Origin of the sequence: Prevotella sp. P5-108 (assembly GCF_002251385.1) — a bacterium.
Classification (GTDB): Bacteria; Bacteroidota; Bacteroidia; order Bacteroidales; family Bacteroidaceae; genus Prevotella.
In genome coordinates this window covers 52632-74625 of sequence record NZ_NPJJ01000038.1, presented here as the reverse complement: position 1 = coordinate 74625, position 21994 = coordinate 52632, and the positions used below count along the sequence as shown (strand labels likewise).

Annotated in this window: 20 protein-coding genes and 1 tRNA gene; 5 read left to right on the top strand and 16 right to left on the bottom strand. The window is 55.6% G+C overall.

Annotated features, from left to right (window positions below; genetic code table 11):
- Positions 1 to 31 precede the first annotated feature (31 nt).
- The 9 genes from CIK95_RS07580 to CIK95_RS07540 form a co-directional block, all read right to left on the bottom strand.
- Entirely contained in the window at positions 32 to 733 is a 702-nt protein-coding gene (locus CIK95_RS07580) for a metal ABC transporter ATP-binding protein (RefSeq protein WP_022311590.1), read from the bottom strand.
- 40 nt (positions 734 to 773) lie between these two features.
- Complete coding sequence (locus CIK95_RS07575; protein WP_254046441.1) at positions 774 to 1547, bottom strand: metal ABC transporter solute-binding protein, Zn/Mn family; 774 nt, start codon at positions 1545 to 1547, stop codon at positions 774 to 776.
- A gap of 66 nt (positions 1548 to 1613) precedes the next feature.
- The gene (locus CIK95_RS07570; RefSeq protein WP_094385079.1) at positions 1614 to 2048 is read right to left on the bottom strand and encodes a YqaA family protein; all 435 of its coding nucleotides are present in this window, start codon (positions 2046 to 2048) and stop codon (positions 1614 to 1616) included.
- Complete coding sequence (locus CIK95_RS07565) at positions 2042 to 2965, bottom strand: hypothetical protein (protein WP_094466686.1); 924 nt, start codon at positions 2963 to 2965, stop codon at positions 2042 to 2044. Before CIK95_RS07565 ends, CIK95_RS07570 begins: the two co-directional genes overlap by 7 nt.
- 62 nt (positions 2966 to 3027) lie before the next feature.
- On the bottom strand, positions 3028 to 4299 hold the full coding sequence (gene purD, locus CIK95_RS07560) for a phosphoribosylamine--glycine ligase (RefSeq protein ID WP_094466685.1): 1272 nt from the start codon (positions 4297 to 4299) through the stop codon (positions 3028 to 3030).
- A gap of 29 nt (positions 4300 to 4328) precedes the next feature.
- Positions 4329 to 6575, bottom strand: coding sequence for a DPP IV N-terminal domain-containing protein (locus CIK95_RS07555; protein ID WP_094466684.1), 2247 nt, complete (start codon positions 6573 to 6575; stop codon positions 4329 to 4331).
- Positions 6576 to 6673: 98 nt separating this feature from the next.
- Positions 6674 to 8146 (bottom strand): class I SAM-dependent RNA methyltransferase, encoded by a 1473-nt coding sequence (locus CIK95_RS07550; protein ID WP_094466683.1) that lies wholly within the window; start codon positions 8144 to 8146, stop codon positions 6674 to 6676.
- Positions 8136 to 9029: a serine O-acetyltransferase EpsC gene (gene epsC / locus CIK95_RS07545; RefSeq protein ID WP_094388068.1), complete on the bottom strand. Its 894-nt coding sequence runs from the start codon at positions 9027 to 9029 to the stop codon at positions 8136 to 8138. Before epsC ends, CIK95_RS07550 begins: the two co-directional genes overlap by 11 nt.
- Positions 9030 to 9510: 481 nt before the next feature.
- Positions 9511 to 9584 (bottom strand) — tRNA-Arg (locus CIK95_RS07540).
- Between the two features lie 184 nt (positions 9585 to 9768).
- Between CIK95_RS07540 and asnA the strand changes: the two genes are divergently transcribed.
- Positions 9769 to 10806, top strand: a complete 1038-nt coding sequence (asnA, locus tag CIK95_RS07535) for an aspartate--ammonia ligase (RefSeq protein WP_094385069.1) — start codon at positions 9769 to 9771, stop codon at positions 10804 to 10806.
- A 99-nt stretch (positions 10807 to 10905) separates the two neighbouring features.
- On the opposite strand, the gene CIK95_RS07530 is transcribed toward asnA, so the two are convergent.
- The 4 genes from CIK95_RS07530 to CIK95_RS07515 are packed head-to-tail and all read right to left on the bottom strand — an operon-like array spanning position 10906 to position 13106.
- Positions 10906 to 11556 (bottom strand): hypothetical protein, encoded by a 651-nt coding sequence (locus tag CIK95_RS07530; RefSeq protein ID WP_094388040.1) that lies wholly within the window; start codon positions 11554 to 11556, stop codon positions 10906 to 10908.
- Position 11557: 1 nt separating this feature from the next.
- Entirely contained in the window at positions 11558 to 12022 is a 465-nt protein-coding gene (locus CIK95_RS07525; RefSeq protein WP_094388041.1) for a hypothetical protein, read from the bottom strand.
- Between the two features lie 14 nt (positions 12023 to 12036).
- Positions 12037 to 12354, bottom strand: a complete 318-nt coding sequence (locus tag CIK95_RS07520) for a hypothetical protein (RefSeq protein ID WP_144007775.1) — start codon at positions 12352 to 12354, stop codon at positions 12037 to 12039.
- An 8-nt stretch (positions 12355 to 12362) separates the two neighbouring features.
- Positions 12363 to 13106, bottom strand: a complete 744-nt coding sequence (locus CIK95_RS07515) for a M15 family metallopeptidase (protein WP_094466728.1) — start codon at positions 13104 to 13106, stop codon at positions 12363 to 12365.
- A gap of 570 nt (positions 13107 to 13676) precedes the next feature.
- On the opposite strand from CIK95_RS07515, the gene CIK95_RS07510 reads away from it, so the two are divergent.
- Genes CIK95_RS07510 through CIK95_RS07500 form a run of 3 tightly spaced genes read left to right on the top strand, consistent with a single transcriptional unit; the run spans position 13677 to position 18277 of the window.
- Positions 13677 to 16118, top strand: a complete 2442-nt coding sequence (locus CIK95_RS07510) for a DNA translocase FtsK (RefSeq protein WP_094466682.1) — start codon at positions 13677 to 13679, stop codon at positions 16116 to 16118.
- Positions 16115 to 16726: a LolA-like putative outer membrane lipoprotein chaperone gene (locus tag CIK95_RS07505; protein ID WP_022311604.1), complete on the top strand. Its 612-nt coding sequence runs from the start codon at positions 16115 to 16117 to the stop codon at positions 16724 to 16726. Before CIK95_RS07510 ends, CIK95_RS07505 begins: the two co-directional genes overlap by 4 nt.
- 36 nt (positions 16727 to 16762) lie before the next feature.
- On the top strand, positions 16763 to 18277 hold the full coding sequence (locus tag CIK95_RS07500) for a DUF5687 family protein (protein ID WP_094466681.1): 1515 nt from the start codon (positions 16763 to 16765) through the stop codon (positions 18275 to 18277).
- Here CIK95_RS07500 and CIK95_RS07495 read toward each other — a convergent pair whose 3' ends face one another.
- Positions 18278 to 18664 carry a 2-amino-4-hydroxy-6-hydroxymethyldihydropteridine diphosphokinase gene (locus CIK95_RS07495; RefSeq protein ID WP_158214718.1) on the bottom strand — a complete coding sequence of 129 codons (387 nt, stop codon included), beginning with the start codon at positions 18662 to 18664 and terminating at the stop codon, positions 18278 to 18280.
- A 514-nt stretch (positions 18665 to 19178) separates the two neighbouring features.
- On the opposite strand from CIK95_RS07495, the gene CIK95_RS07490 reads away from it, so the two are divergent.
- A complete protein-coding gene (locus tag CIK95_RS07490) occupies positions 19179 to 20096 on the top strand; it encodes a glucosaminidase domain-containing protein (protein WP_094466680.1) in 918 nt (305 codons plus the stop codon).
- Positions 20097 to 20171: 75 nt separating this feature from the next.
- Here the strand turns inward: CIK95_RS07490 and CIK95_RS07485 are convergent, their stop codons facing one another.
- Positions 20172 to 20945, bottom strand: a complete 774-nt coding sequence (locus CIK95_RS07485; protein ID WP_094385052.1) for an MBL fold metallo-hydrolase — start codon at positions 20943 to 20945, stop codon at positions 20172 to 20174.
- Positions 20946 to 20959: 14 nt separating this feature from the next.
- Positions 20960 to 21985 carry a UDP-N-acetylmuramate dehydrogenase gene (gene murB / locus CIK95_RS07480; protein WP_094466679.1) on the bottom strand — a complete coding sequence of 342 codons (1026 nt, stop codon included), beginning with the start codon at positions 21983 to 21985 and terminating at the stop codon, positions 20960 to 20962.
- Positions 21986 to 21994 lie beyond the last annotated feature (9 nt).

The window sequence follows — 21994 nt, the reverse complement described above, 5'->3', positions numbered from 1 at the left end:
TTTCCGCGTGACAGACATGGTCACAGATAGGTCAAATATTGAGGAAATGCTCTTCGATTCTCTCATGGGGCATCGAAACGGTATCATGGTAGTGGAGAGTGTGGTTGACACACGCCACATGGCGGGCATTGTCAATCACGGTGGCAATGTCGTGGCTCACGATGACGATGGCGCAGGAGCGGTTGAGTTCGGCAAGGGTCTGGTACATCTGCTCCTGAAAGCGCTTGTCGATGTAGGTGTTGGGCTCGTCAAGGATAAGCACCTCGGGGTTGGAGACGACAGCACGCGCCAGCAACACGCGCTGAAGCTGGCCACCAGAGAGCTGGCCTACATGATGACTGGCCAAGTCGCCGAGTTCAAGGCGGGAGAGGGTGTCGTCAATCTGGCGACGCTGATGGGCATCGAGGCGGCGCTGCCACCAGTGGCGGGTCTTCAGACCAGAGGCTACAATGTCGTAGACGGAGATGGGGAAATGACGGTCTATCTGACTGTACTGGGGGAGATAGCCTATGCCGAGGTGGTCGACAGCCTCGCCGTCGCGGAAGAAAGTCACGCGTCCGGCATCGGGTTTCTTGAGTCCGAGGATGACACGCATGAGCGTGGTCTTGCCGCCGCCGTTGGGACCGATGACAGCCAGATAGTCGTGAGGGTAAATCTGGAGAGAGACATGCTCCAATACAGACTTGCCGTCATAACTGGCGCTGATGTTGTCGAGGGTGATAATGGGACTCATGGTTGTGGATGTGATAGCTGTGGATGATTGGGGCGAGCGGCTACTTCAACCGCTTGGCGGTGAGGAGCATCTCGTCTTCCCAGTTATAACTGAGGGGATTGATGGTGATGACCGTAGCGCCGGTCTCACGGGCTACGATGCGCGTATTGCGGTTGGCAAACTCCTTCTGGAGAAAGAGGCACTTCACCTGGTTGTCCTTGGCTACCTTGATGGTGGCCATCAACTGCGACACAGAGGGTTCGCGTCCATCCTCTTCAATGGGTATCTGGCGCAGACGGTAGTCTCGGGCGAAATAAGTGAGTGATGGGTGGTAGACAAGGAAGGCTGTGGACTTGTCGCGGGTAATCTGCTCGCGGATATGGGTATCGAGGATGTTGATACGGCTGACGAGGTTCTCAAGGTTGGCCTTGAAGTAGAGGCTGTCCTTGGTGTCTACCGCCGCGAGGGCACGGTAGATGTTGCGGGCGATGATCACAGCGTTCTGGGTGCTCATCCAGGTGTGAGGGTCGGGATGTCCGTGCATGGTCGTGGCCATCTCTATCCCCTGGGAAGAGTCGATGACGATGGTATGGGGCGCGTTCTTCTCAAGTTTCTTCATCCAGGCACGCTCAAAGCCTATCTGCCCTACCTTAATATACATGTCGCTCTTGGAGAGGTCTATCATCTGGCGCGCGGTGGGCTCGTAGGTCTCGGGGTTGCTGCCCTTGGGCACCATCGACTTGACGACAAACCTGTCGCCGGCTATCTGCTCGGTGAAATAGCGCAAAGGCTCGATACTGACAATGATGGAGCGCGTGTCTTCAGCACTTTTCATGCTGCAAGAACCCAATAGCACTACGCCCGCAAGGAATAAAAGAGATGTAGGGATTCGCATAATATGTCATATTACTAATGAAGCGCCTGCGGCAAGGGCTATGTAGCGTATCAACTTGCCCAGGGTGATGCTGGTAAATGTAATGCAGAGATTGGCCTTCATCAATCCCAATGCCACGCTGATGGCGCTGCCCAATACAGGCAGAAACGAGAAGACGCCAAGCCATGCGCCGTGGCCGGAAAGGAACCTCTGCGCCCGTTCCACCTTCTCCTTCTTGATGTGGAGGTACTTCTCTATCCACTCCATCTTACCCATACGGCCTACGCCGTAATTGAACATGGAGCCAGCTACATTGCCTATCGTGGCATAGATAATCAGATAGACCGGATTAAGGCCTGCCGCCAGCAAGCCCAACATGATGGCTTCACTGGAGAAGGGGAAGACACTTCCAGCAAGGAACGAGGACAGCAGCATGCCCCAATAGCCGAAATCTATCAACATAATACTAAGTTGCAAAGGATTAACGCCACACTGGCGGCGGCGATGACAAGGAAAGTGACATTACTGGTTTTGGTGTGGCTGAGCGCCAGGAAATGGGCAATCAGCGGCGAGGTGTTGACGATGAGCAACGGGAGCAGCGCAGCATAGCTCTGGGGCTGCAGGACGATAAACACACTCAGCACAATCTGCATGATAACCAGGAACTCATAAATCATACGGGTGCTGATACGGTCATTGTAACTCGTATGGAGATAATGGCACATTCCCAGCACACCCATCAGCAGCACAAAGATGATGGTCAGGGTGACCATGAGCGGGAGGGAGGCGAATCCGGCCAACGCGTCGACGCTCGCAATCGTCAGCAGATAGTCTGTATGCTCTGTCAGTCTGTGGGTATAGACCAGATAGCAACCCACAAGCCAATAAGGGAGCGTCAGCCCCATGAGTGACGCCAGCAGAGTGCGACTGCTGAAAGCCAGCATCTTGGTGGCGAGCAATATCCATAGCACCGGCAACAGCCAGAGCACACGCATCCATATCATGGAGACCACTCCCAGACAGACAAAGGCATAGAAGACAATGCCCGTGGCCTGCTTGTCCTGATAGGAATGGAAGAGGAGCGTGTAGAAGGTGGCAAACCCCAAAGCCGCGACGCCACTCTGGATGTGGGGGAACAGGAAGAGCGTCGTCATGCTGAACACGAGAAACGCACAGGAAACCATACGGCTATAGATGCGTATGAGGGCGTGATGGTTGTTCATCAGCACCATGAGGTAGGTGGCGAGAATAAGCATGCCGAACTCCGCCCACAGATTGTGGGTAAAGAGCCCGGCTGTCAGGTATACCGCCACGGCTACCACTGCCACGAAGGGCAGCGCATATCGGCTTTCGGCTAATCTGTTCTGTATCCGTTTCATTCGTTACTCTTGTCTGCTCCCTGCCGCAGGTCACGGCAGAGAGCCTGGGGGTTATGCTTGTGTCACTTGAGGTCCTGACCGATGTCGCTTCTGAAGTACTTGTCCTTGAACTGTATCTTCTGGGCTTCGCCGAAACTCTTGCGGAGGGCTTCTTCACGGTCTTTGCCGTACGACGAGACTGCTATCACGCGGCCACCGGCAGTGACCACCTCGCCGTCTTTGACTGCCGTACCGCTATGGAAGACGATACTGCCCTGCACGCTGTCGATACCGCTGATGGGATAACCTTTCTCGTAGTGCTCGGGGTATCCGCCGCTGACGAGCATGATGCACACGGCAGCGCGAGGATCAAACTCAATCTTGCGCTCAGCCAGATTGCCCTCGGCAACGCCCTCAAAGAGGTCTACGATGTCGCTCTTCAGCCTCAGCATGACGCTCTCGGTCTCGGGGTCACCCATACGGCAGTTGTATTCTATCACCATAGGCTCGCCATCGACATTGATGAGTCCGAAGAAGATGAAGCCTTTGTAGTCGATACCTTCCTCGGCGAGGCCATCGACTGTAGGACGGATGATGCGGTCTTCCACCTTCTTCATCCATGCCTCGGTGGCAAAGGGAACGGGCGTAACACTGCCCATACCGCCAGTATTCAGACCGGTATCGCCCTCGCCGATACGCTTGTAGTCCTTGGCCTCGGGCAGGACCTTATAGTTCTTGCCGTCGGTAAGCACAAACACAGAGCACTCGATACCGCTGAGGAATTCTTCGATGACCACACGCGCAGAGGCATTACCGAACATACCGCCGAGCATCTCGCGCAGCTCTTTCTTGGCTTCGTCGAGCGTGGGGAGGATGAGCACACCCTTGCCGGCACAAAGTCCGTCGGCCTTGAGCACGTAGGGAGCCTTGAGGGTTTCGAGAAACTTCAAGCCTTCATCAAGGGTGGTACCGTCGAAGGTCTCGTAGCGTGCCGTGGGGATATTGTGGCGCTTCATAAACTGCTTGGCAAAGTCCTTGCTGCCCTCGAGCACGGCACCGGCCTTGGAGGGACCTATCACGGGCACACCGGCAGTACGCTCGTCGGCCTTGAAGTCGTCGTAGATGCCCTTGACCAGCGGGTCTTCGGGGCCTACCACAACCATATCCACACCGTTGTCGGCGACAAACTGCTTGAGCGACTCAAAATCATCGGCCTTGATAGCCACATTCTGCCCCACACCGGCCGTACCGGCGTTTCCGGGAGCGATAAAGAGGTTCTCCACTTTCTCGCTTTGAGCGATTTTCCAGGCCAAGGCGTGTTCGCGGCCGCCGCTTCCTAACAATAATATCTTCATGACTGTATATGAATTATAGGTTTATGTCTTTACTTGAGATAGTCAAAGAAGTACTGACTGATGCGCTCATGGAGATGGGTACTCTGATGACCGCGCATGTTGTGGGGTTCACCGGGATAGGCAAAGAAGTCGGGCTGGGTGCCGGCGGCGATACATGCCTTGAGAAAGGTGAGGCAGTGCTGAGGCAAGACGGTAGGGTCGTTGTAGCCGGTGATAATCTGGAGCTTGCCCTTGAGGTCCTTGGCCTTGTAGAGCAGCGATGTCTTCTTGTAGCCTTCAGGGTTAGTCTGCGGGGTGTCCATGTAGCGCTCGCCATACATCACCTCGTACCAGTGCCAGTCGATGACGGGACCACCGGCCACGCCTACCTTGAACACGTCGGGGTAATTGGTCATCAGCGAGATGGTCATAAATCCGCCGAAGCTCCATCCGTGAACGCCGATTTTGTCTCCATCGACATAGGGAAGGCTCTTCAGATATTCCACACCTTTCATCTGGTCTTTCATCTCTTCCTGACCCAACTGGCGGAACGTAACCTGCTCAAAGGCTTTGCCACGATGCTCGCTGCCGCGATTGTCGAGGATGTAGAGCAGATAGCCCTTGTCGGCCATATATGTCTCCCAACTGCGGCTGCCATAGTGCCAGCTTGCTTCGACATTGTGGGCGTGGGGACCGCCATAGACATAGACGATGGCGGGATACTTCTTGGCGGGGTCGAAGCCTGTGGGCTTGACCATACGCCAGTAGAGGTCGGTGGTACCATCAGCTGCCTTCACCGTACCACAACTGTACTCGGGCACGCGATAACCCTTCCAGGGGTCGGGGGCAGAGAAGTAGTCGAGCTTCTTGCCGTTGTCTACATTGATGATGGCGATATTGCGAGGGGTGTCAGGTGTAGTGTAAGAGTCATAGAGGTACTGACCGTCACTGCTTATCTGGGCACTGTGCCAGCCCTCGCCATTGGCGTCGATGAGGGTGCGCTTGCCGGTAACACAGTCTACCATGAACACGTTCTTCTGGATAGGACTGAGGGCATTGCCGGTGATGATGACACTCTTGCGACGGGCGTTGAAGCCTACCACCTCAAACACTTCCCACTCGCCCTGGGTGAGGGGCTTGATGTCTACCGACTCGGTATTGCCAGCCATACGACTGCCATGCTTGCCGATGGAGCAGAGGTAGAGGTGGTTGTAACCGTCGCAACGGCTCTGCATGATAAAGGTGGAACTGTCCCAAGGCAGGAACATGATGGGGTTCTGCGGCTCTACGTATTTCTCGTCGGTCTCACGATAGAGCTCGCCGCTCTTTTCGCCTGTCTGTGCGTCGTAACAGGTGAGACGGCTGTCGTTCTGGTCGCGGTTGAGTTCAAACATATAGACCTTGCTGCCGTCGGCGCTCCAGGCGATGTTGGTGAAGTAGCGGTCAGTGGGGTCGCCGGCTTTGAGATAGACGGTTTTGCCGGTGTTGAGGTCAAAGACTCCCACGGTCACCTTGTGAGAAGTCTCGCCGGTCATGGGATACTTGTCGGGAGCGGCGGTGGCTATGCAGCTCTCGGTCTCGGGGTGGTTGAAGTTGATTTCAGGGATGTTGACCTGGGGATAGTCGGTCACCATCGACTGGTCCATGCGGTAGAAGGCCAGACGCGTACCGTCGGGACTCCAGAAGGTGCCCTTGTGTATGCCAAACTCATCGCGGTGTACGCTCTGTCCGTAGACGATGTTGCGCGAACCGTCGGCAGAGAGCTGCCACTCCTTCACGCCGCGCTGCACATAGAGGTTGTCGTCCTTGAGATATGCCACAGCCTCGCTGGCAGCACAGGTCTCGAGGATATCGCCATCTATCTGGCGCTCGCTGAGCAGTGCCTTCTTCTTGAAGTCAAAGGTGTATATCGTGTGTCCTTCGCGGATGACCACGATGCTCTTGTCGGCATAGGGGAACTGCGCGTTGTAGAGCGAGTGTACCTTGCGGCTCTTGGTGGGACCAGCCCACTGGTTTACCTCATTGATGGCAAAGAGACGGCGCTCCTTGCCGCTCTTTTTGTCTACGATGAAGCAGGCCTCGGCATCCTGACGCACCAGCTGGTTGCCCCACCAGGTGCACCAGCGGTTCTGCACACGCATGTTGTGGAAGTTTCTGCCGCCAAAGTTGATGTCTTCAAGGGTGAGTCCCTTGTCGCCTGTCTGCTCCTTGACCATACCTACCTGCTGTGCGGTCTGTGCCTGCACGCCCATTGATAACATTGCTGCCATAGCGATGAATGATGTCTTGATATTCATGACCTCTACCTTATTATATATATATTATACTGACAGCCCCGGTGCCTCCCCCGTTGCGGTGCATAGGGATGGAAGCACCCTGACTGCTGTCCTGATGATTAATCTTCTGTCTCGGCGTCGTATGTCTTGAAGGGATTGCGCTTGCCACCCTTGCTGCCGCCCTTGCCGCCACGGCTGTCCTTGCCACGACGGTCGTTGTCGGTGAGGCGGGGACGGGGACGGTCCTGACGGTCGCCGAAGCGGTCGTCCTTGCCACGACGGGCAGGACGCTGCTTGTCGTCAAACGAGTGGAACTTGAATGAGCGGATGTCGCCTTCCTCGTTTTCCTCATGCTCGTCCAGACGGCGCTTGAACTCACGCTCCTTGCGGAAGCGGTGCTTCTGTGCCATCTCGCGCTTCTCGTCTTCAGTCTTCACCACACCGCCCTCAGAGCGGAAGTCGCGCATCTTGCCGTCGAAGATGGCATACTTGCGGAACTCGCACTCCAGACTGCCGTTGTAGACGGGTATCTTGATAGAGGGCTTCAGACCTATCTGGTCGAAGCATTCCTCGCGGTAAGAGAGCACCCAAGCCTCATTGCCCATGAACTGGTGCTTGAGACGCTCGCCTATCATCTTGTAGGTGGCGAGCAGGTTGGGGGTAGAGATGCGTTCGCCGTAAGGAGGATTGGTCACCATGATGCTCTTGTTGGCAGGGTTGGTGAAGTTCTTGAAGTCGGCATTCTCTATGGTGATGTCCTTGGTGAGTCCGGCGGCACGCACGTTCAGACGCGCGGTGTTTACCGCCTTCATATCCACATCATAACCATAGATGTGGTGTTCGAACTCGCGCTCGAGAGAGTCGTCATTGTAGATGTTGTCGAAGAGGTCGGCGTCGAAGTCGGGCCACTTCTCAAAGGCAAACTCCTTGCGGAAGACACCAGGGCTGATGTTGCGGGCTATCAGTGCAGCCTCGACCAGCAGCGTGCCCGACCCACACATGGGGTCTATGAAGTCACACTCGCCCTTCCAGCCTGTCATGAGTATCATGCCGGCTGCCAACACCTCGTTCAGAGGTGCCTCTACGCTCTCCTGACGGTAGCCACGGCGGTGCAGAGACTCGCCGCTCGAGTCGAGGCAGAGGGTTGCGTTGTCTTCGGCGATATGGATATGCAGACGGATATCAGGGTTGGTCACAGAGATGTTGGGGCGGTTGCCGGTCTGTTCTCTGAACTGGTCGACAATGGCATCCTTGACCTTATAGGTTACGAAGCGGGAGTTGCGGAATTCCTCTGAGTAGACCACCGAGTCAACGGCGAAAGTCTTGCCATCAAGGATATACTTCTGCCATTCTATCTGCTTTACGGCCTCATAGACGTCCTCGGCAGAGCGGGCCTTGAAGTGTTTGATGGTTTTGAGGATACGGATGGCGGTGTGCAGCTGGAAGTTGGCGCGATACATCAGCTCCTTGTCGCCGGTAAACGACACCATGCGGCGTCCTATCTGTACGTTGTTAGCACCCAATTGGGTCAGCTCTTGTGCCAAAATGGGCTCCAGGCCCATGAAGGTTTTGGCGATGAGTTCAAATTCCATTGTTATTATCGTCTTTGTTCTTTATGTATTTGCTTGTCTGAGGGGCCATGTCGTGCATCACCCAAGTATTGGCGCCCACCACACAGCCTTCGCCGATAGTGATGCGACCCAGGATGGTGGCATTGGCGTAGACCACCACGTTGTCTTCGAGGATGGGATGGCGGTCGATACCCTTGATGGGGTTGCCCTGGTCATCGAGGGGGAAACTGCGGGCGCCCAGCGTCACTCCCTGATAGAGCTTCACGTTGCGGCCTATGCGGCAGGTCTCGCCGATTACCACACCCGTGCCATGGTCTATGGCGAAGTGGTCGCCAATCGTGGCGCCAGGGTGAATGTCGATGCCGGTCTCCGAGTGGGCCATCTCTGTCATCATCCTGGGGATGAGGGGAACGCCAAGGAGGTATAGCTCATGCGCTATACGATAGTTGGACAGGGCCTTGATGGTGGGATAGCAGCTGATAATCTCGGCAAAGCTCTTGGCGGCAGGGTCACCCAGATAGGCGGCGTCGACATCGGTGGCAAGCCGGCGGCGCAACTCAGGCAGACGCGCTATCAGCTGCATAGCCTTGTCCTTGGCCTCACGCCGCAGAGCCGACACGGCATCATCGGGGCGCGCTGCGCAGAGCACGTCACGTATCTGCTGTTCGAGCAGGTGGTGCAACTGTTCGACAGTGACACCGATATGGAAGCGTAAGGTATTGGGGTCGACCGATGATTTGCCGTAGTAGCCTGGAAATATAACCGCTCTTGCCAACTGGACGATCTCTTCGAGGACGGGCCACGAGGGAAATGAGCGCCCACAGATAAGCCCCTCTAACGAAGAGGGGTCGGCAAGGGCATCGATGGTTTGTGTCAATATGTGTTCGGTAGAGCTATTACTCATCTGTCGTATCAGCATGTTGCTATTAAGATGCAAAATTACAAATAATTATTGATTTTCCGACAACGCCGGAGGCAAAATCACACATATTTATATTTATTATGACTAAACTCGAGCCAGAAAGGGGCGATTTGGCCGACAGCCTCCATGCTTACGCCATCGCCCAGTGGCCATAGATGGGTACACAGACCACCGTCTGCGACCCACTGACCATCATGGGCAGACCACTGACCATCGTCGTCGGCTCGTATCAAATGATACGTGAGCACGTGCCAATTGTCACGTGACCGCGTGACATACGATACGGGCTCACGTGACTTATGATACGAGCCTACAAAAGTCATCAGCACGGCGACATCGCAGCCTCAACAATCGCTATATCAATGCTTTACAAGAACCGCGACAAGGGCTGTCGCGCTGGGCACAAACACAAAAGCAAAAGAGGAAGCCTACCCTATCTCGGTGACTTCCTCTTTCATCGTAGTGACTCCGTTGGGATTCAAACCCAAGACCTTCAGAACCGGAATCTGACGCTCTATTCAGCTAAGCTACGGAGCCATAACTGTGATGCAAAGTTACAGCTTTCTTTTGAAATGTGCAAAATTCCTATCATTTATTTGCAGCGGCGCACAGATTGTCAATACATTTCCCATAATTATCGACAAATTGACAAAATAAAACGACATTTAGTTTGCAGTTTATAAGAAATTATATACCTTTGCAAGCAATTTAACACGAAATCATGAGTAAACTTATCATCAATAAAGAATACAAGCGTGTACTTGACCGCCGTCAGACCGAACATGGCATCAAGCTGGTCAAGGACTTCTTCCAGCAGAACCTCTCGACCGAACTGCGGTTGCAACGGGTTACTGCTCCGCTCTTTGTGCTCAAAGGACTGGGCATCAACGACGACTTGAACGGCACCGAGCGCCCCGTGACGTTCCCCATCCTCGACCTGGGCGACGCCAAAGCCGAAGTGGTGCACTCGCTGGCCAAGTGGAAACGGCTCACGTTGGCTGAATACGAGATTGAACCGGGCTACGGCATCTATACCGACATGAACGCTATACGCGCCGATGAAGAACTGGACAATCTGCACTCGCTCTACGTGGACCAGTGGGACTGGGAAGCGGTGATAACCAATGAGGAGCGCACAGTGAGTCATCTCAAGAACGTGGTAGAGCGCATCTACGCCGCCATTCTGCGCACCGAGTATCTGGCGTGTGAGACTTATCCGCAACTGAAGGCATTTCTGCCGCGACAGATACACTTCATACACAGCGAAGAACTGCTCCAGATGTACCCCGACCTCACCCCCAAGGAGCGCGAAGACGCCATCTGCCGCAAGTGGGGCGCCGTGTTCATCATCGGAATTGGTGGCCGGCTGAGCGACGGCAAGAAGCACGACGGCCGCGCTCCCGACTACGACGACTGGACGACCATGGGCGAGAACGGGAGGGCCGGACTCAATGGCGATATACTGATTTGGTACCCCATACTCAACCGTTCGTTTGAGCTATCGTCCATGGGCATCCGCGTAGACAAGGAAGCCCTGCTGCGCCAGTTGGCCCTCGAGGGCAAGGAAGACCGCAAGGAACTCTACTTCCACCGTCAGCTGCTCGACGGAAAGCTGCCGCTGAGCATCGGAGGCGGTATCGGGCAGAGCCGACTGTGCATGGTGCTGCTCCACAAGGCACATATCGGCGAAATCCAGGCGAGTATCTGGCCCGAAGACATGCGCCGCGAGTGTGCCGAGGCTGGTATGCCTCTGATATGAGACCATTTTTCACTTTATATTTATCAGAAAAGGGACGCAGGAAGACCACATGCCTTCCGCGTCCCTTTTCGCATTTCTCTGGGTGGTGACTGCGCGCGCTCAGTCAAACCTGCACCGCGGGTTCATCTCCTGCGGACTCTGCCAGTCGATGCCCATCGCGGCGAGGACATCCCTCTTGATGCTCCAATACTTGAAGCAGAAGCCCATACCTCGCCACGACAGCCGTGTCTTGTTGTAACAGCGGCGCTCTACCTCATAGATAACCTCTTCCCACTGCTCTGTGCGCTCGACAGGACAGAAGCGGAGCGTGGCGTGGTAACGCTCCATCCACTCGTCGTCGCTCACGGCGGGGTCGATATAGTCTGCCAACTTCTGGCGGGCACGCTCCACATCGTCAAAGACATCCAGCTGGCGACGGTAGCCGGCTGCGTCGCCCTCATAGTCGTCGAAGGAGGTGTCGGTGGCAAGGTCCTGCGCGTCATCGATGAGGGCGCGCATCGACAACTGGTACTCGCGCACCTTGAGCGCAAATCGGGGCACATCGAGTTCGTCCACACACTCCATCATCATGTCGAGCAGACGCACACGGGTGTAAGGCGACAGCTCGCCCTCGACCCGCAACGGCAGGCGGGTGGTCATAAACTCAAACGCCTCCTGTGCCAGGGCGATATTGCGCCACCGCTTGGGCGTAGAGGCAAACCCGTCTATCTTGGAGAACAGCTTGCCCAGTCTCTTGATGTCCTTTTCCATATCAGTCTTCTTCTATAATCTGTTCGGGAGGCCATATCATGTCCATGATGGTCTCTGCGTCATAGTTGCCATGCTCCAGGGCGGTCATGAGCAGGTCGTAATAGCGCTCCATGTCGTCCATAAACTCCTCGGGGTCGTTGTTTTCGGCAGCCAGAGTCATCCATGTCCATGCTTCATCGTGTTCTGGGGCCAGACATCCGCGATCGATGCCCTCGAGGAGTATCTGTCTGAAGAGCTCGGGACGAACGAGGCGGAACGTACTCCAGTCATCGGCAGCGGAGAGGAGCGCTTTCATGGGATAGGCTTGCACATAACCGCCGTCAACAGCCTGGTCGAGCAGCCCCAACACCTCTTGCTGGCGTAGGAGGGTATCGTGGTGGGCGCAGTCGGGAGTGAGGGCGTGTATCTCACCGATGTCGTAGGCCATATCGGCGGCTTTAAGATAATTGTTCAGTGCTGGGTCCATAGCATAAGGGGTTATTAGTCTACAGATACATAAAGTTCAAAACGGCAGTAGTCATGGCCGTCGGTGTCGCAGTGATGACCGCCACCATAGCAGATATGGGTGACGCTGTCGCCATAACGGATGTCGATGCCGTCGTCATCAGCGCCGACAAAGACGAGCGGTTTCCACCGTCCGCCTTCACCACGCCACTTGAGGGCATCACCTGGGCTGAGCGCAGCAAGGTCATAGGTTTCCACTTCGTCATGGTCACAATTGGGGCCACCCATCATGGCTGGATAGAAAGAGTGGCATACTCTCACGCAGTGGGTCGCGGGCTGTCTGTCTGTTTGCATATCAGTGATTAGAATGGTTTCTCAAAATGCTGGTAGTCCTTGAGCGAGCGCCAGGCACCACCCCAGCTGAAGCCGTGCTGGAGGAAAAGGCGGTGGCAGAGGTCGCCGCGCTCTATCTTGTAGTCGAAGCGGCGCTCGCGATGGGTATAGGGTTCGGCGTTGGCTGGCTGGATGAACAGCCGGCCATTGGCACGCCGCTTGACATAGGGATTGTACAGCGGATTGATGTCAACAGCCATCCCCATGGCATGGGCAGAGACCTTGCGACTGCCAGCCACGGTGCGGTAGCAGAAGCAGGAGGTGTTGTTGGCCCGCATGGAGGTCTCGTCGTCAGCCCGATACTCGTCGACCAGCACCATGCGCGCGATGGGATAATGGGCATCGTAGAGCTGACGGAAGATAGCCACCAGGTCGGCAGCGATGCGGCGATGGCAGACCATCTCGCCGAGCACGATGCGGTCGTGGGCGTCGCGGTGGAGCAGCCGCAGATAGCGCAGGTCGGCTCGGGCTATGTGGGGATTGGGCATATAGGAGTAGCGCATACGGGCAAACACCGCATCGCTTATCTGCTCGATGGCAAAGCAGCGGTCTACGCCATAGCGTTTTACCTCCTGGGCACTCACCACAGTGCCGGCGCGCCACGAGTCCAGGTCGGCAGCGCTGGCAGCAGTCACCGCCAGCACCATCACCACCGCCGCACAGAGCGTCTTCATCAGCCTGTCGGCCTTCTTCATCATCGTTGTCATATTCATACCTTCCTTTGCGTCCTCGGCCCGTTGCCCCACTCCCCTATCGGTCGTGGTCATCGTCCGGCGGACATATATAATATATATAGGTGTACAAATTTAGCCAAAATATCGTTTGGAGTGGCATTACAAATGTTAAAATCATTAAAAACATCATCACTGCGGTAGGGATGACAAGGGTAAGCGTTGTTATGGTAGTAGTAAGTTATAAAGTTATACTCTGTGAGAGAGTGCAATACTAAAAATAAAACCTTATGTAGATTATTGTACACTAACAGCCCACGTCTGCACAATAGCGTTTGTCAGCACGGGCTGTTTTTTTATGCCCTTCGGCCAAGCGATGGTCATCACGGCAACTTCCCCGACACCGACAGCCGTCCTGGCGGTTCAACCCATACTCGAGGAAGATAAAAAAAACACGCTAAAGATGAAAATAATAATCAATTCGTGAACGTATATGACTTTTTTGGAGTATTTTTGCAGATACAACGGGTTGCTGCATGGCAACACGCTAACTGCCATCAATGACAGAGAACCCATTTACGACACACCAACATAATAAACACGCACGATATAATGGCAAAGAAGAAAACAGAGAAAAAGCCAAAATCAATGGGCGAGGCCGTGGGCTTCGTCAACATACTGAGCAACGAGAAGGTCGACTTCATCCTGGGACTGCTTGTGCTCTGCTTCGTGATATACATGGTCATCGCCATGGTATCCTACTTCAACACGGGTCAGGCAGACCAGAGCATACTCGACGACATGCGCCCGGGCGAATGGCTGAACTTTTCCCGCCAGTTTACCAATTACTGCGGGTCGCTGGGAGCTATGCTCAGCTACTGGCTCATTACCGTCAACTTCGGCTTTGCCGCATTCTTCATCCCCGTATTCCTGCTCATGGTGGCACTGTGGCTGATGCGCGCCTACAAGGTGAGCCTGCTCAAGTGGTTTGCCTGCATCACGGTGGTTATGGTATGGTGCTCGGTGACGCTGGCCAAGTTTCTCACGCCTTTCGCCGGAGATCTGGTGTTCAACCCTGGCGGCAGACACGGTCTGTACTGCGTGGACTTTCTGGAGAACCTCATAGGCCCGCCCGGACTGGTGGTGGTGCTGGCCATTACTGCCATCACCTTCCTTACCTATCTGAGCGCCGAGACCATCACCATCATCCGCAAGATGCTCAATCCCGTGGGCTATTTTACGTCCAAAATCCAGTTTACCATCAATACCCCCATCACCAACGTCAATGCTGGCGATGATGAGGACACAAGCGATGACAGCAACGAGGACAACCCTGAAGACGAGGTGAGAGAAGAGTCTCGGGCTATGGTTGTGAACCTTTCGCCCGACGAGCCGACGGTCGCCACGCCCGTACCCGATATAGAAATTGAGCCTGCCGCCAACGACGAGCCCAAGGGCAGCACCCTGACCATCGAGGTGCCCAAGGGCGACGAGGCCACCCAGGCGAAGACGCTCACTGCCGACGAGATACGCAAGACTCCCATTGACCCCCGCGAGCCTTTCACGCGATACAAGTTCCCTACACTCAGTCTGCTCAAAGACCACAACGCCGGCAAGGGTAACGCCGTGGATATGGAGGAAATCAAGGTCAACAATGCCCACATCGTCGAGGTGCTGCGCTATTTCGACGTGAGCATCGACAAGATTAACGCCACCGTTGGCCCCACCGTAACCCTCTATGAGATTACGCCCACGCCAGGTACCCGAATTGCCAAGATACGCAACCTGGAAGACGACATAGCCATGAGCCTTGCCGCCGAGGGCATACGTATCATCGCGCCTATCCCCGGCAAGGGCACGATAGGCATCGAGGTGCCCAACAAGAAGAAATCGACCGTGTCGCTGGAGAGCGTGCTGGGCGTCAAGAAATTCAAGGAGACCAAGATGGAGCTGCCGATGGCTCTGGGCAAGACCATCACCAACGAGGTGTTCATGGTAGACCTTGCCAAGCTGCCCCACCTGCTTGTGGCTGGTGCCACGGGTATGGGTAAGTCGGTAGGACTCAACGTCATCATCAACTCACTGCTCTTTAAGAAGCACCCCAATGAACTGAAGTTTGTGCTGGTAGACCCCAAGAAGGTGGAGTTTACCCCCTACAACAAGATAGCCCAGCACTTCATGGCCTGTCTGCCCGAGAACGACGACGAGCCCATCATCACCAACGTGCAGAAGGTGGTGCGCACGCTCAACTCGCTCTGCACACTGATGGACCATCGCTACGACCTGCTCAAGGCCGCAGGTGTGAACAAGATAAAGGACTATAACGCTCTTTACCTTAACCACAGGCTCAACCCGAACAACGGTCACGAGTATATGCCATACATTGTGGTAATCATCGACGAGTTCGGCGACCTCATTATGACTGCCGGCAAGGAGGTCGAGCTGCCTATCGCACGCATAGCCCAGCTTGCACGCGCCGTGGGCATACACATGATTATCGCCACGCAGCGTCCTACCACCTCTATCATCACCGGTAACATCAAGGCCAATTTCCCTGGCCGTATGGCGTTCCGCGTAGGAGCCCAGATAGACTCACGCACCATCCTCGACCGCAAGGGCGCCGACCAGCTCATAGGTATGGGCGACATGCTGTTCCTCAACGGCTCTGAGCCAGTGCGCGTGCAGTGTGCCTTCATCGACACCGAGGAGATAAACGCCATCAACACCTATATCGAAGACCAGCCAGGTCCCGTAGAGCCTATGGAGCTGCCCGAGCCTGTCGACGTGTCGCAGGGCGAAGGCGCCAGCACACCCCGCGAGCCCATTGCCGACAAGGACCCGATGCTCAACGAGGTGGCACGATACGTGGTACTCAACCAGCAAGGCTCTACCAGCAGCATCCAGCGCAAGTTCAGCATCGGCTACAACCGCGCCGGACGCATCATGGACCTCCTCGAGCAATACGGCATCGTGGGTGCAGCCCAGGGCTCCAAGCCGAGACAGGTGCTGGTCAACGACGAGAACCAACTTAACAGTATTTTGTCAGATAAATGATGAAAAAGACTATCTTAATCACACTGATGGTGATGCTCACCCTCACCATCGGCGCACAGAACGCCGCCCAAGCCCGCAAGGTGCTTGACAAGACGGCTGCCGTGGTGAGCAACAAGAACGGCGCAACAGCCCAATTCACCCTTTCCAGCGCCAAGACAGGCACCGTGAGCGGACGGCTGTCGCTCAAGGGCAACAAGTTTCAGGTGACAACGCCCCACTCGATAATATGGTACAACGGCAAGACACAGTGGTCTTACCTCAAGTCGACCGAAGAGGTCAACGTGAGCACCCCCACCGCCGCCCAGCAGCTGCAGATGAACCCCTACAGATTTATCAATATGTATAAGACCGGCTACAACCTCGGTCTTACCGATAAAGGCAAGGCCTACTGGGTGCATCTCACTGCTCGGAACCCCAAAAACAGCGTGCCCGAAATCTATATCCTTATCGACAAGAAGACCTCGCACCCCGAGACCATCAAGATGCGCCGCGGCAAAGAGTGGACCACCGTCACCGTACGCAACTTCAAGGCTGGCCGTTTGGCCGACAGCGTCTTCACCTTCAACGCCAAGGAATTTCCCCACGCCGAGGTGGTCGACCTGAGATAGTCACTTATCCCCATCCTCAACCAGACCACGCTTGTTATGAACAGATACCAGATATTCAAGACGCTTCGCCATCACCGCAAACTGGCTGACCGTCGCGCCTTGAACTATGAGCAGAACCGCGCCGCCAAATACATCGTTTGGTTCTCCATGAGTTTCGGTTTCCTCTACATGTTGTTCCTTGCGGTGATGCTTTCGCTTATCGCCAACAACAGCCGAGGCACCACCCCGCTCGAATTCTGCTTCGGCCTTGCCCCGTTTCTGCTGTTGCTCGACTTCGCGTCACGCTTCATGGCCCAGCAGACACCAGCCCAGATAGTAAAGCCATACTATCTGCTGCCGCTGTCACGCTATGACTGCATCGACACGTTTGTCGCCACATCCATACTGACCCGCTACAATTTCACCTGGTTTGTCATCCTGGTGCCCTTCACGCTCATGTCGCTCGTCTTCAGCTACGGCGTGTGGATGTCGCTGGCGTTTCTGCTGGTGTGGTGGTTGCTCATAGCCGCCAACAGCCAGTGGTATCTCATCGTCAAGACCCTCACCACCGACACGCTGTGGTGGTGGCTCATGCCCGTGGGTGTCTATGGCACCATGGCGCTGCCCATCCTGCTCAAGTGGGGCAAGCTCAAGGGATGGGAAAACTTCTTTGACCTCTACGCCACCATCGGCACGCTGATGGAGCGTGGCAACATACTTATATATATAGGTGTGATCATCCTGCTGGTGATGCTCACGCTCATCAACCGCCATCTGCAGTACACCCATGTACGCAGCGAACTGTTGAGGAAGGAAACGGTGAAGACCCACAACGTGTCGCAGATGAAGTATCTCGACAGGTATGGAGAAATAGGCATGTACGCCAAGATGGAACTGCGGCTGCTGATGCGCAACAAGAACCCACGCAAGGGTCTGATAACGGCGTTCTTCATGGTGGCGGTATTCAGCATGGTCATCGTCTTTACCGACATCTACGACGGCGACTACTACTCATCGTTCTGGTGCATCTACTGCTATCTGCTCTTTGGCACCATGACGGTGATGCAGGTCATGAGCTACGAGGGCAACTACATCGACTGTCTGCTCACCCACAAGGAGAACATACTGATGCTCCTTCGCACCAAATACTACATCTACAGCACCCTGTTGCTATGGCCTTTCCTGCTGATGCTGCCACAGGTGATAGCTGGCAAATGGAGTCTGCTGATGCTGATAGCCTACGGCGTGTTCACCGCAGGCTTCCAGTACTTCACCATCTTCCAGCTGACGATATACAACAAGCAGACCATGCCTCTCAACACCAAGTTTACGGGCAAGGCGGGCATCAACGGCAACTATGTGCAGATGCTGGTAAGTTTTGGAGTCTATCTGGGACCGATGCTCATCATCTGCCTGCTCAGACTGGTATGCAGCAACACGGTGTCGTATATCATCATGATGCTTATAGGACTGGTCTTCATCGCTCTGCACAAGATATGGCTGCGCAATATCTACAACCGGTGGATGAAGCGACGCTATGCCAACATGGCGGCACTGAGGGCGTCGCGATAGTCATCGACGAGGCAACTCGGCCATGAGTGTCTGGATGTAAGGGCGCTGCCAGTCGTCGGCGTGATAGCGGCAGCCGCCACAGCAGAGGATGTCGACATCGGCGACCACACGCCCTTCGCGCCGGTCTTCACGGGTGCTGCCCAGCTGCTGCTCTATCTCCTTGGTAGCGGCATGCAGCGTGGCGTAGTCCTGGTCTGTCTCCATCCACGCCAGGCAGTTGGCAAACGGCGCCGCCTCTATGCCTATAGCTGGAGTGACGAGCTGCCGCGTGAAGCGGATGGACGGAAAGCGGGCGGCAAGCGCAGCCTGGAGTCGGGGCATATTGACGGGCGCATCTACGTTGCACCCGAGCGCCAATATCACGATGGGTGAAGGGTCGGTGGTCATACTTATAGGGTTTGTTGCTGCAAAAGTAACTAAAATAATCGAAGATATCGGGGGCGTGAGCCCCTTTTTTTGTTGCACAGCCATCGGCATCGGCAGCGTGAGCGCCAACAAGCTCATGGAAGGGCTCGATAAGTACCTTGCAAAGCACGAAACGGAGAAATCGAAGCACGAAACAATAAAATCGAAGCCTGAAACCGTGATTTCACGCTTTGCAATATTGTTATGGATGCTCTTCGTGGGTTTGAGAGCGGCTGAAAAGATGGTTGGAACGACTGCATCGGTGGTGAAAACACCCTCATCGGCGGTTGGAACGACTGCTTCGGTGGTGAAAACATCCCCATCAGTGGTAAAAATACCCCCATCGGTGGTGAAAACGCTCCCGACGGTGGTGAAAACGCTCCCATCGGTGGCGACGAGAGCAGAAGCGGTGCGCTACTTTTTTGCGAATTATTTGGCACTGACTGCCGATAATCCATCTTTTATCGTTAATTTTGCAGAAACATATATCAGTAGCATGAGAAAAATCTGTATTTTCCTATATGCCCTCCTGCTCTGTCTGTCGTCATACGGACAGGCCCACAGGAACACGCTATACCAACAATATATCAACCAGTATAAGGACCTGGCGATACAGCAGATGCTGCGCTACCGCATCCCGGCGAGCATCACGCTGGCTCAGGGACTGCTGGAGAGCGGCGCTGGACGAAGCGACCTGGCCATCAAGGGCAACAACCACTTCGGTATCAAGTGTCACGACTGGACCGGTGCCACCACCTATCATGACGACGACTTGAGACAGGAGTGCTTCCGCGCTTACAACACGGTGCTGGAGAGCTACGAGGACCACAGCCGTTTTCTCTCTACCAAGCCCCGCTACCGCAAGCTCTTCTCGCTGAGTCAGACCGACTACCGCGGATGGGCACACGGACTCAAGGCTGCCGGATATGCCACCAACCCGCAGTATGCCTACAAGCTCATCAACATCATCGAACTCTACGGGCTCGACCAGTATGACCGTGCCAAGACCTACGACCGCTACATAGCCCGACACTCGGGTACGGAGCGCATCACTCCCGACAATCCTACGCTGCACCCCATCTACTATTTCAACAAGAACTACTACATCTACGCCCGTGAGGGAGAGACGTTCAAGATGCTGAGCAAGGAGATTGGCATCAGTGCGCGCAAGCTGGCCAAGTACAACGAGCGCGACAAACGCGAAACGCTGCACAAGGGCGACATCATCTATCTGAAGAAGAAGCAGAAGCGCGCGCCCAAGGAGTTCAAGCACCGTCCCCATGTGGTCAAGGCCGGCGACAGCATGTATCTCATAGCTCAGAAATACGGCATGCGCCTGGAGAGCCTGTACAAGAAGAACGGCCTCGGCCCCGACTACCAGATACGCGTGGGCGACACGCTGAGGGTAAGATAGCAGAAACGAATAAAGCGTGGCTCGGGCCACGCTTTATTCGTATATATCGTCGGGGGTTGTCATCGCGGTGCGCGGTCAGAGGGTCAGCCTCAACCCGTCGTAGGCAAAGGCGAAGCCCTCGGGCAACCGGGCGTTGGCCTCGTCATGGAACCCTAACTGGTGGGTCATGTGGGTGAAGTAGGTATGGCTGGCGCCGACGCTGCGGGCAAAGGCTATGGCATCGTCGACCAGCATGTGGCTGTGGTGGGGTTTCTCCCAGCGCAGGGCGTTGACCACGAGGGTCTCGACGCCGCTGAGCAGCTGTCGGTCTTCGTCGGAGATGGTCTTCATGTCGGTGATATAGGCCAGGGAGCCAAACCGGTAGGCCATGATGGGCATCTTGCCGTGCATCACCCGCAGGGGCAGCACGTCGATGTCGCCCACGCGGAAGGGCTTGTGAGGCTCGAGCGTATGTACGTTGAGCCGGGGCACTCCGGGGTAAAGATGCTCGGTGAAGCAGTAAGGCATGGCGCGATGGATGCCACCGACGGTGGTCTCGTCGGCATAGATATTGATGTCGCCAAAGGTGGAAAAAGGACGCAAGTCGTCGAGTCCGCCCACATGGTCGTAATGGACATGGGTGAGGAGCACCGCCGTGAGCGGGCGGAAGTCGAAGGGCATAAGCTGCTGGCGTATGTCGGGGCCACAGTCTATCAGTATGCGCGTATCGCCATGCTCGAGCAGCGCCGCACTGCGCAGCCGATGGTCGTGAGGGTCATGGCTGCGGCACACAGCACAGCTACAACCCAGCGAGGGCACACCACCCGAGGTGCCTGTGCCCAAGAAAGTGAACGTAAGAGGCTCGTTCATGGATGTATACGGGGTTATTTCACATTGACTTCGGGGTGGATGTCAATGCCAAAGCGGTCTTTGACATCGCGCTGGATGGTCTGGTAGAGCGCCACGACCTCGGCGCCGGTGGCACCGCCATGGTTGACGAGCACCAGAGCCTGGCGTGCGTGCACACCCACATGACCTACGGTGCGTCCACGCCATCCGCACTGGTCTATCATCCATCCCGCAGGTATCTTGACATGGTCAGCATCGATGCGATAATGAGGCATATCAGGATAGAGTGCAAGAAGTTGCTCGAAATGGTGCTGGGAAACGATGGGGTTCATAAAGAAACTGCCGGCATTGCCCTCAACTTTGGGGTCGGGCAGCTTGGCATGGCGTATATCGATTATGGCCTGGCGCAGCTCGTGGGCTGTGGGCACGTCTATGCCCCGCTCGGTAAGCGTAGCCCTGATGTTGCCATAGTCGAGACGCGGTGAGAAGCGGCGCGAGAGGCGATAGACGACAGAGGTGATGAGGTAGCGGTCGCGCCACTCGTGCTTGAAGCGGCTCTGGCGATACCCATACTCGCAGTCGGCGGCAAGGATTTCGACCACGTTGCCCGTGGCTATCTCTACAGCCTTGACGCGCACGATGATGTCTTGGGCCTCGGCTCCGTAGGCTCCGATGTTCTGCACGGCAGAGGCTCCCACCTCGCCGGGGATAAGCGACAGGTTTTCGGCGCCGTGCCATCCGTGGTCTACGGCATAGGCCACCACATCGTCGAAGGTGGTTCCTGCCCAGCACTCTATGTCTACGGTCTCTCCATCGGGGTCTTCGGCAACCACCTGCACATCAAACCTCGCCTCGGGGGTAATGACCGTGGCGGGATAGTCGGCAGTGAGCAGCAGATTGCTACCCTCGCCGATAATCAGCAGTGGATAGTCGGTGGTGGAGAGTTGGCGGCAGATGGTCTGGGCCTCATCTACGCTGGCATATTCGAGGTAGCGACGACAGCGCGCATCGATACCAAAGGTATTGTGCGCCAAGAGTGAATGGTCTCTGATATCCTTCATCGGTATAGG

Excerpts from the sequence above, each read along its gene's own strand:
- asnA (WP_094385069.1), top strand. The coding sequence starts at position 9,769 with ATGAGTAAACTTATCATCAATAAAGAATACAAGCGTGTACTTGACCGC.
- CIK95_RS07525 (WP_094388041.1), bottom strand. The coding sequence starts at position 12,022 with ATGGACCCAGCACTGAACAATTATCTTAAAGCCGCCGATATGGCCTAC.
- CIK95_RS07575 (WP_254046441.1), bottom strand. The coding sequence starts at position 1,547 with ATGAAAAGTGCTGAAGACACGCGCTCCATCATTGTCAGTATCGAGCCT.
- CIK95_RS07490 (WP_094466680.1), top strand. The coding sequence starts at position 19,179 with ATGAGAAAAATCTGTATTTTCCTATATGCCCTCCTGCTCTGTCTGTCG.
- CIK95_RS07550 (WP_094466683.1), bottom strand. The coding sequence starts at position 8,146 with ATGGAATTTGAACTCATCGCCAAAACCTTCATGGGCCTGGAGCCCATT.
- purD (WP_094466685.1), bottom strand. The coding sequence starts at position 4,299 with ATGAAGATATTATTGTTAGGAAGCGGCGGCCGCGAACACGCCTTGGCC.
- CIK95_RS07580 (WP_022311590.1), bottom strand. The coding sequence starts at position 733 with ATGAGTCCCATTATCACCCTCGACAACATCAGCGCCAGTTATGACGGC.
- CIK95_RS07565 (WP_094466686.1), bottom strand. The coding sequence starts at position 2,965 with ATGAAACGGATACAGAACAGATTAGCCGAAAGCCGATATGCGCTGCCC.
- CIK95_RS07485 (WP_094385052.1), bottom strand. The coding sequence starts at position 20,945 with ATGAACGAGCCTCTTACGTTCACTTTCTTGGGCACAGGCACCTCGGGT.
- CIK95_RS07510 (WP_094466682.1), top strand. The coding sequence starts at position 13,677 with ATGGCAAAGAAGAAAACAGAGAAAAAGCCAAAATCAATGGGCGAGGCC.
- CIK95_RS07505 (WP_022311604.1), top strand. The coding sequence starts at position 16,115 with ATGATGAAAAAGACTATCTTAATCACACTGATGGTGATGCTCACCCTC.
- CIK95_RS07570 (WP_094385079.1), bottom strand. The coding sequence starts at position 2,048 with ATGTTGATAGATTTCGGCTATTGGGGCATGCTGCTGTCCTCGTTCCTT.
- epsC (WP_094388068.1), bottom strand. The coding sequence starts at position 9,029 with ATGAGTAATAGCTCTACCGAACACATATTGACACAAACCATCGATGCC.
- CIK95_RS07495 (WP_158214718.1), bottom strand. The coding sequence starts at position 18,664 with ATGACCACCGACCCTTCACCCATCGTGATATTGGCGCTCGGGTGCAAC.
- CIK95_RS07515 (WP_094466728.1), bottom strand. The coding sequence starts at position 13,106 with ATGAATATGACAACGATGATGAAGAAGGCCGACAGGCTGATGAAGACG.
- CIK95_RS07555 (WP_094466684.1), bottom strand. The coding sequence starts at position 6,575 with ATGAATATCAAGACATCATTCATCGCTATGGCAGCAATGTTATCAATG.
- murB (WP_094466679.1), bottom strand. The coding sequence starts at position 21,985 with ATGAAGGATATCAGAGACCATTCACTCTTGGCGCACAATACCTTTGGT.
- CIK95_RS07520 (WP_144007775.1), bottom strand. The coding sequence starts at position 12,354 with ATGCAAACAGACAGACAGCCCGCGACCCACTGCGTGAGAGTATGCCAC.
- CIK95_RS07530 (WP_094388040.1), bottom strand. The coding sequence starts at position 11,556 with ATGGAAAAGGACATCAAGAGACTGGGCAAGCTGTTCTCCAAGATAGAC.
- CIK95_RS07500 (WP_094466681.1), top strand. The coding sequence starts at position 16,763 with ATGAACAGATACCAGATATTCAAGACGCTTCGCCATCACCGCAAACTG.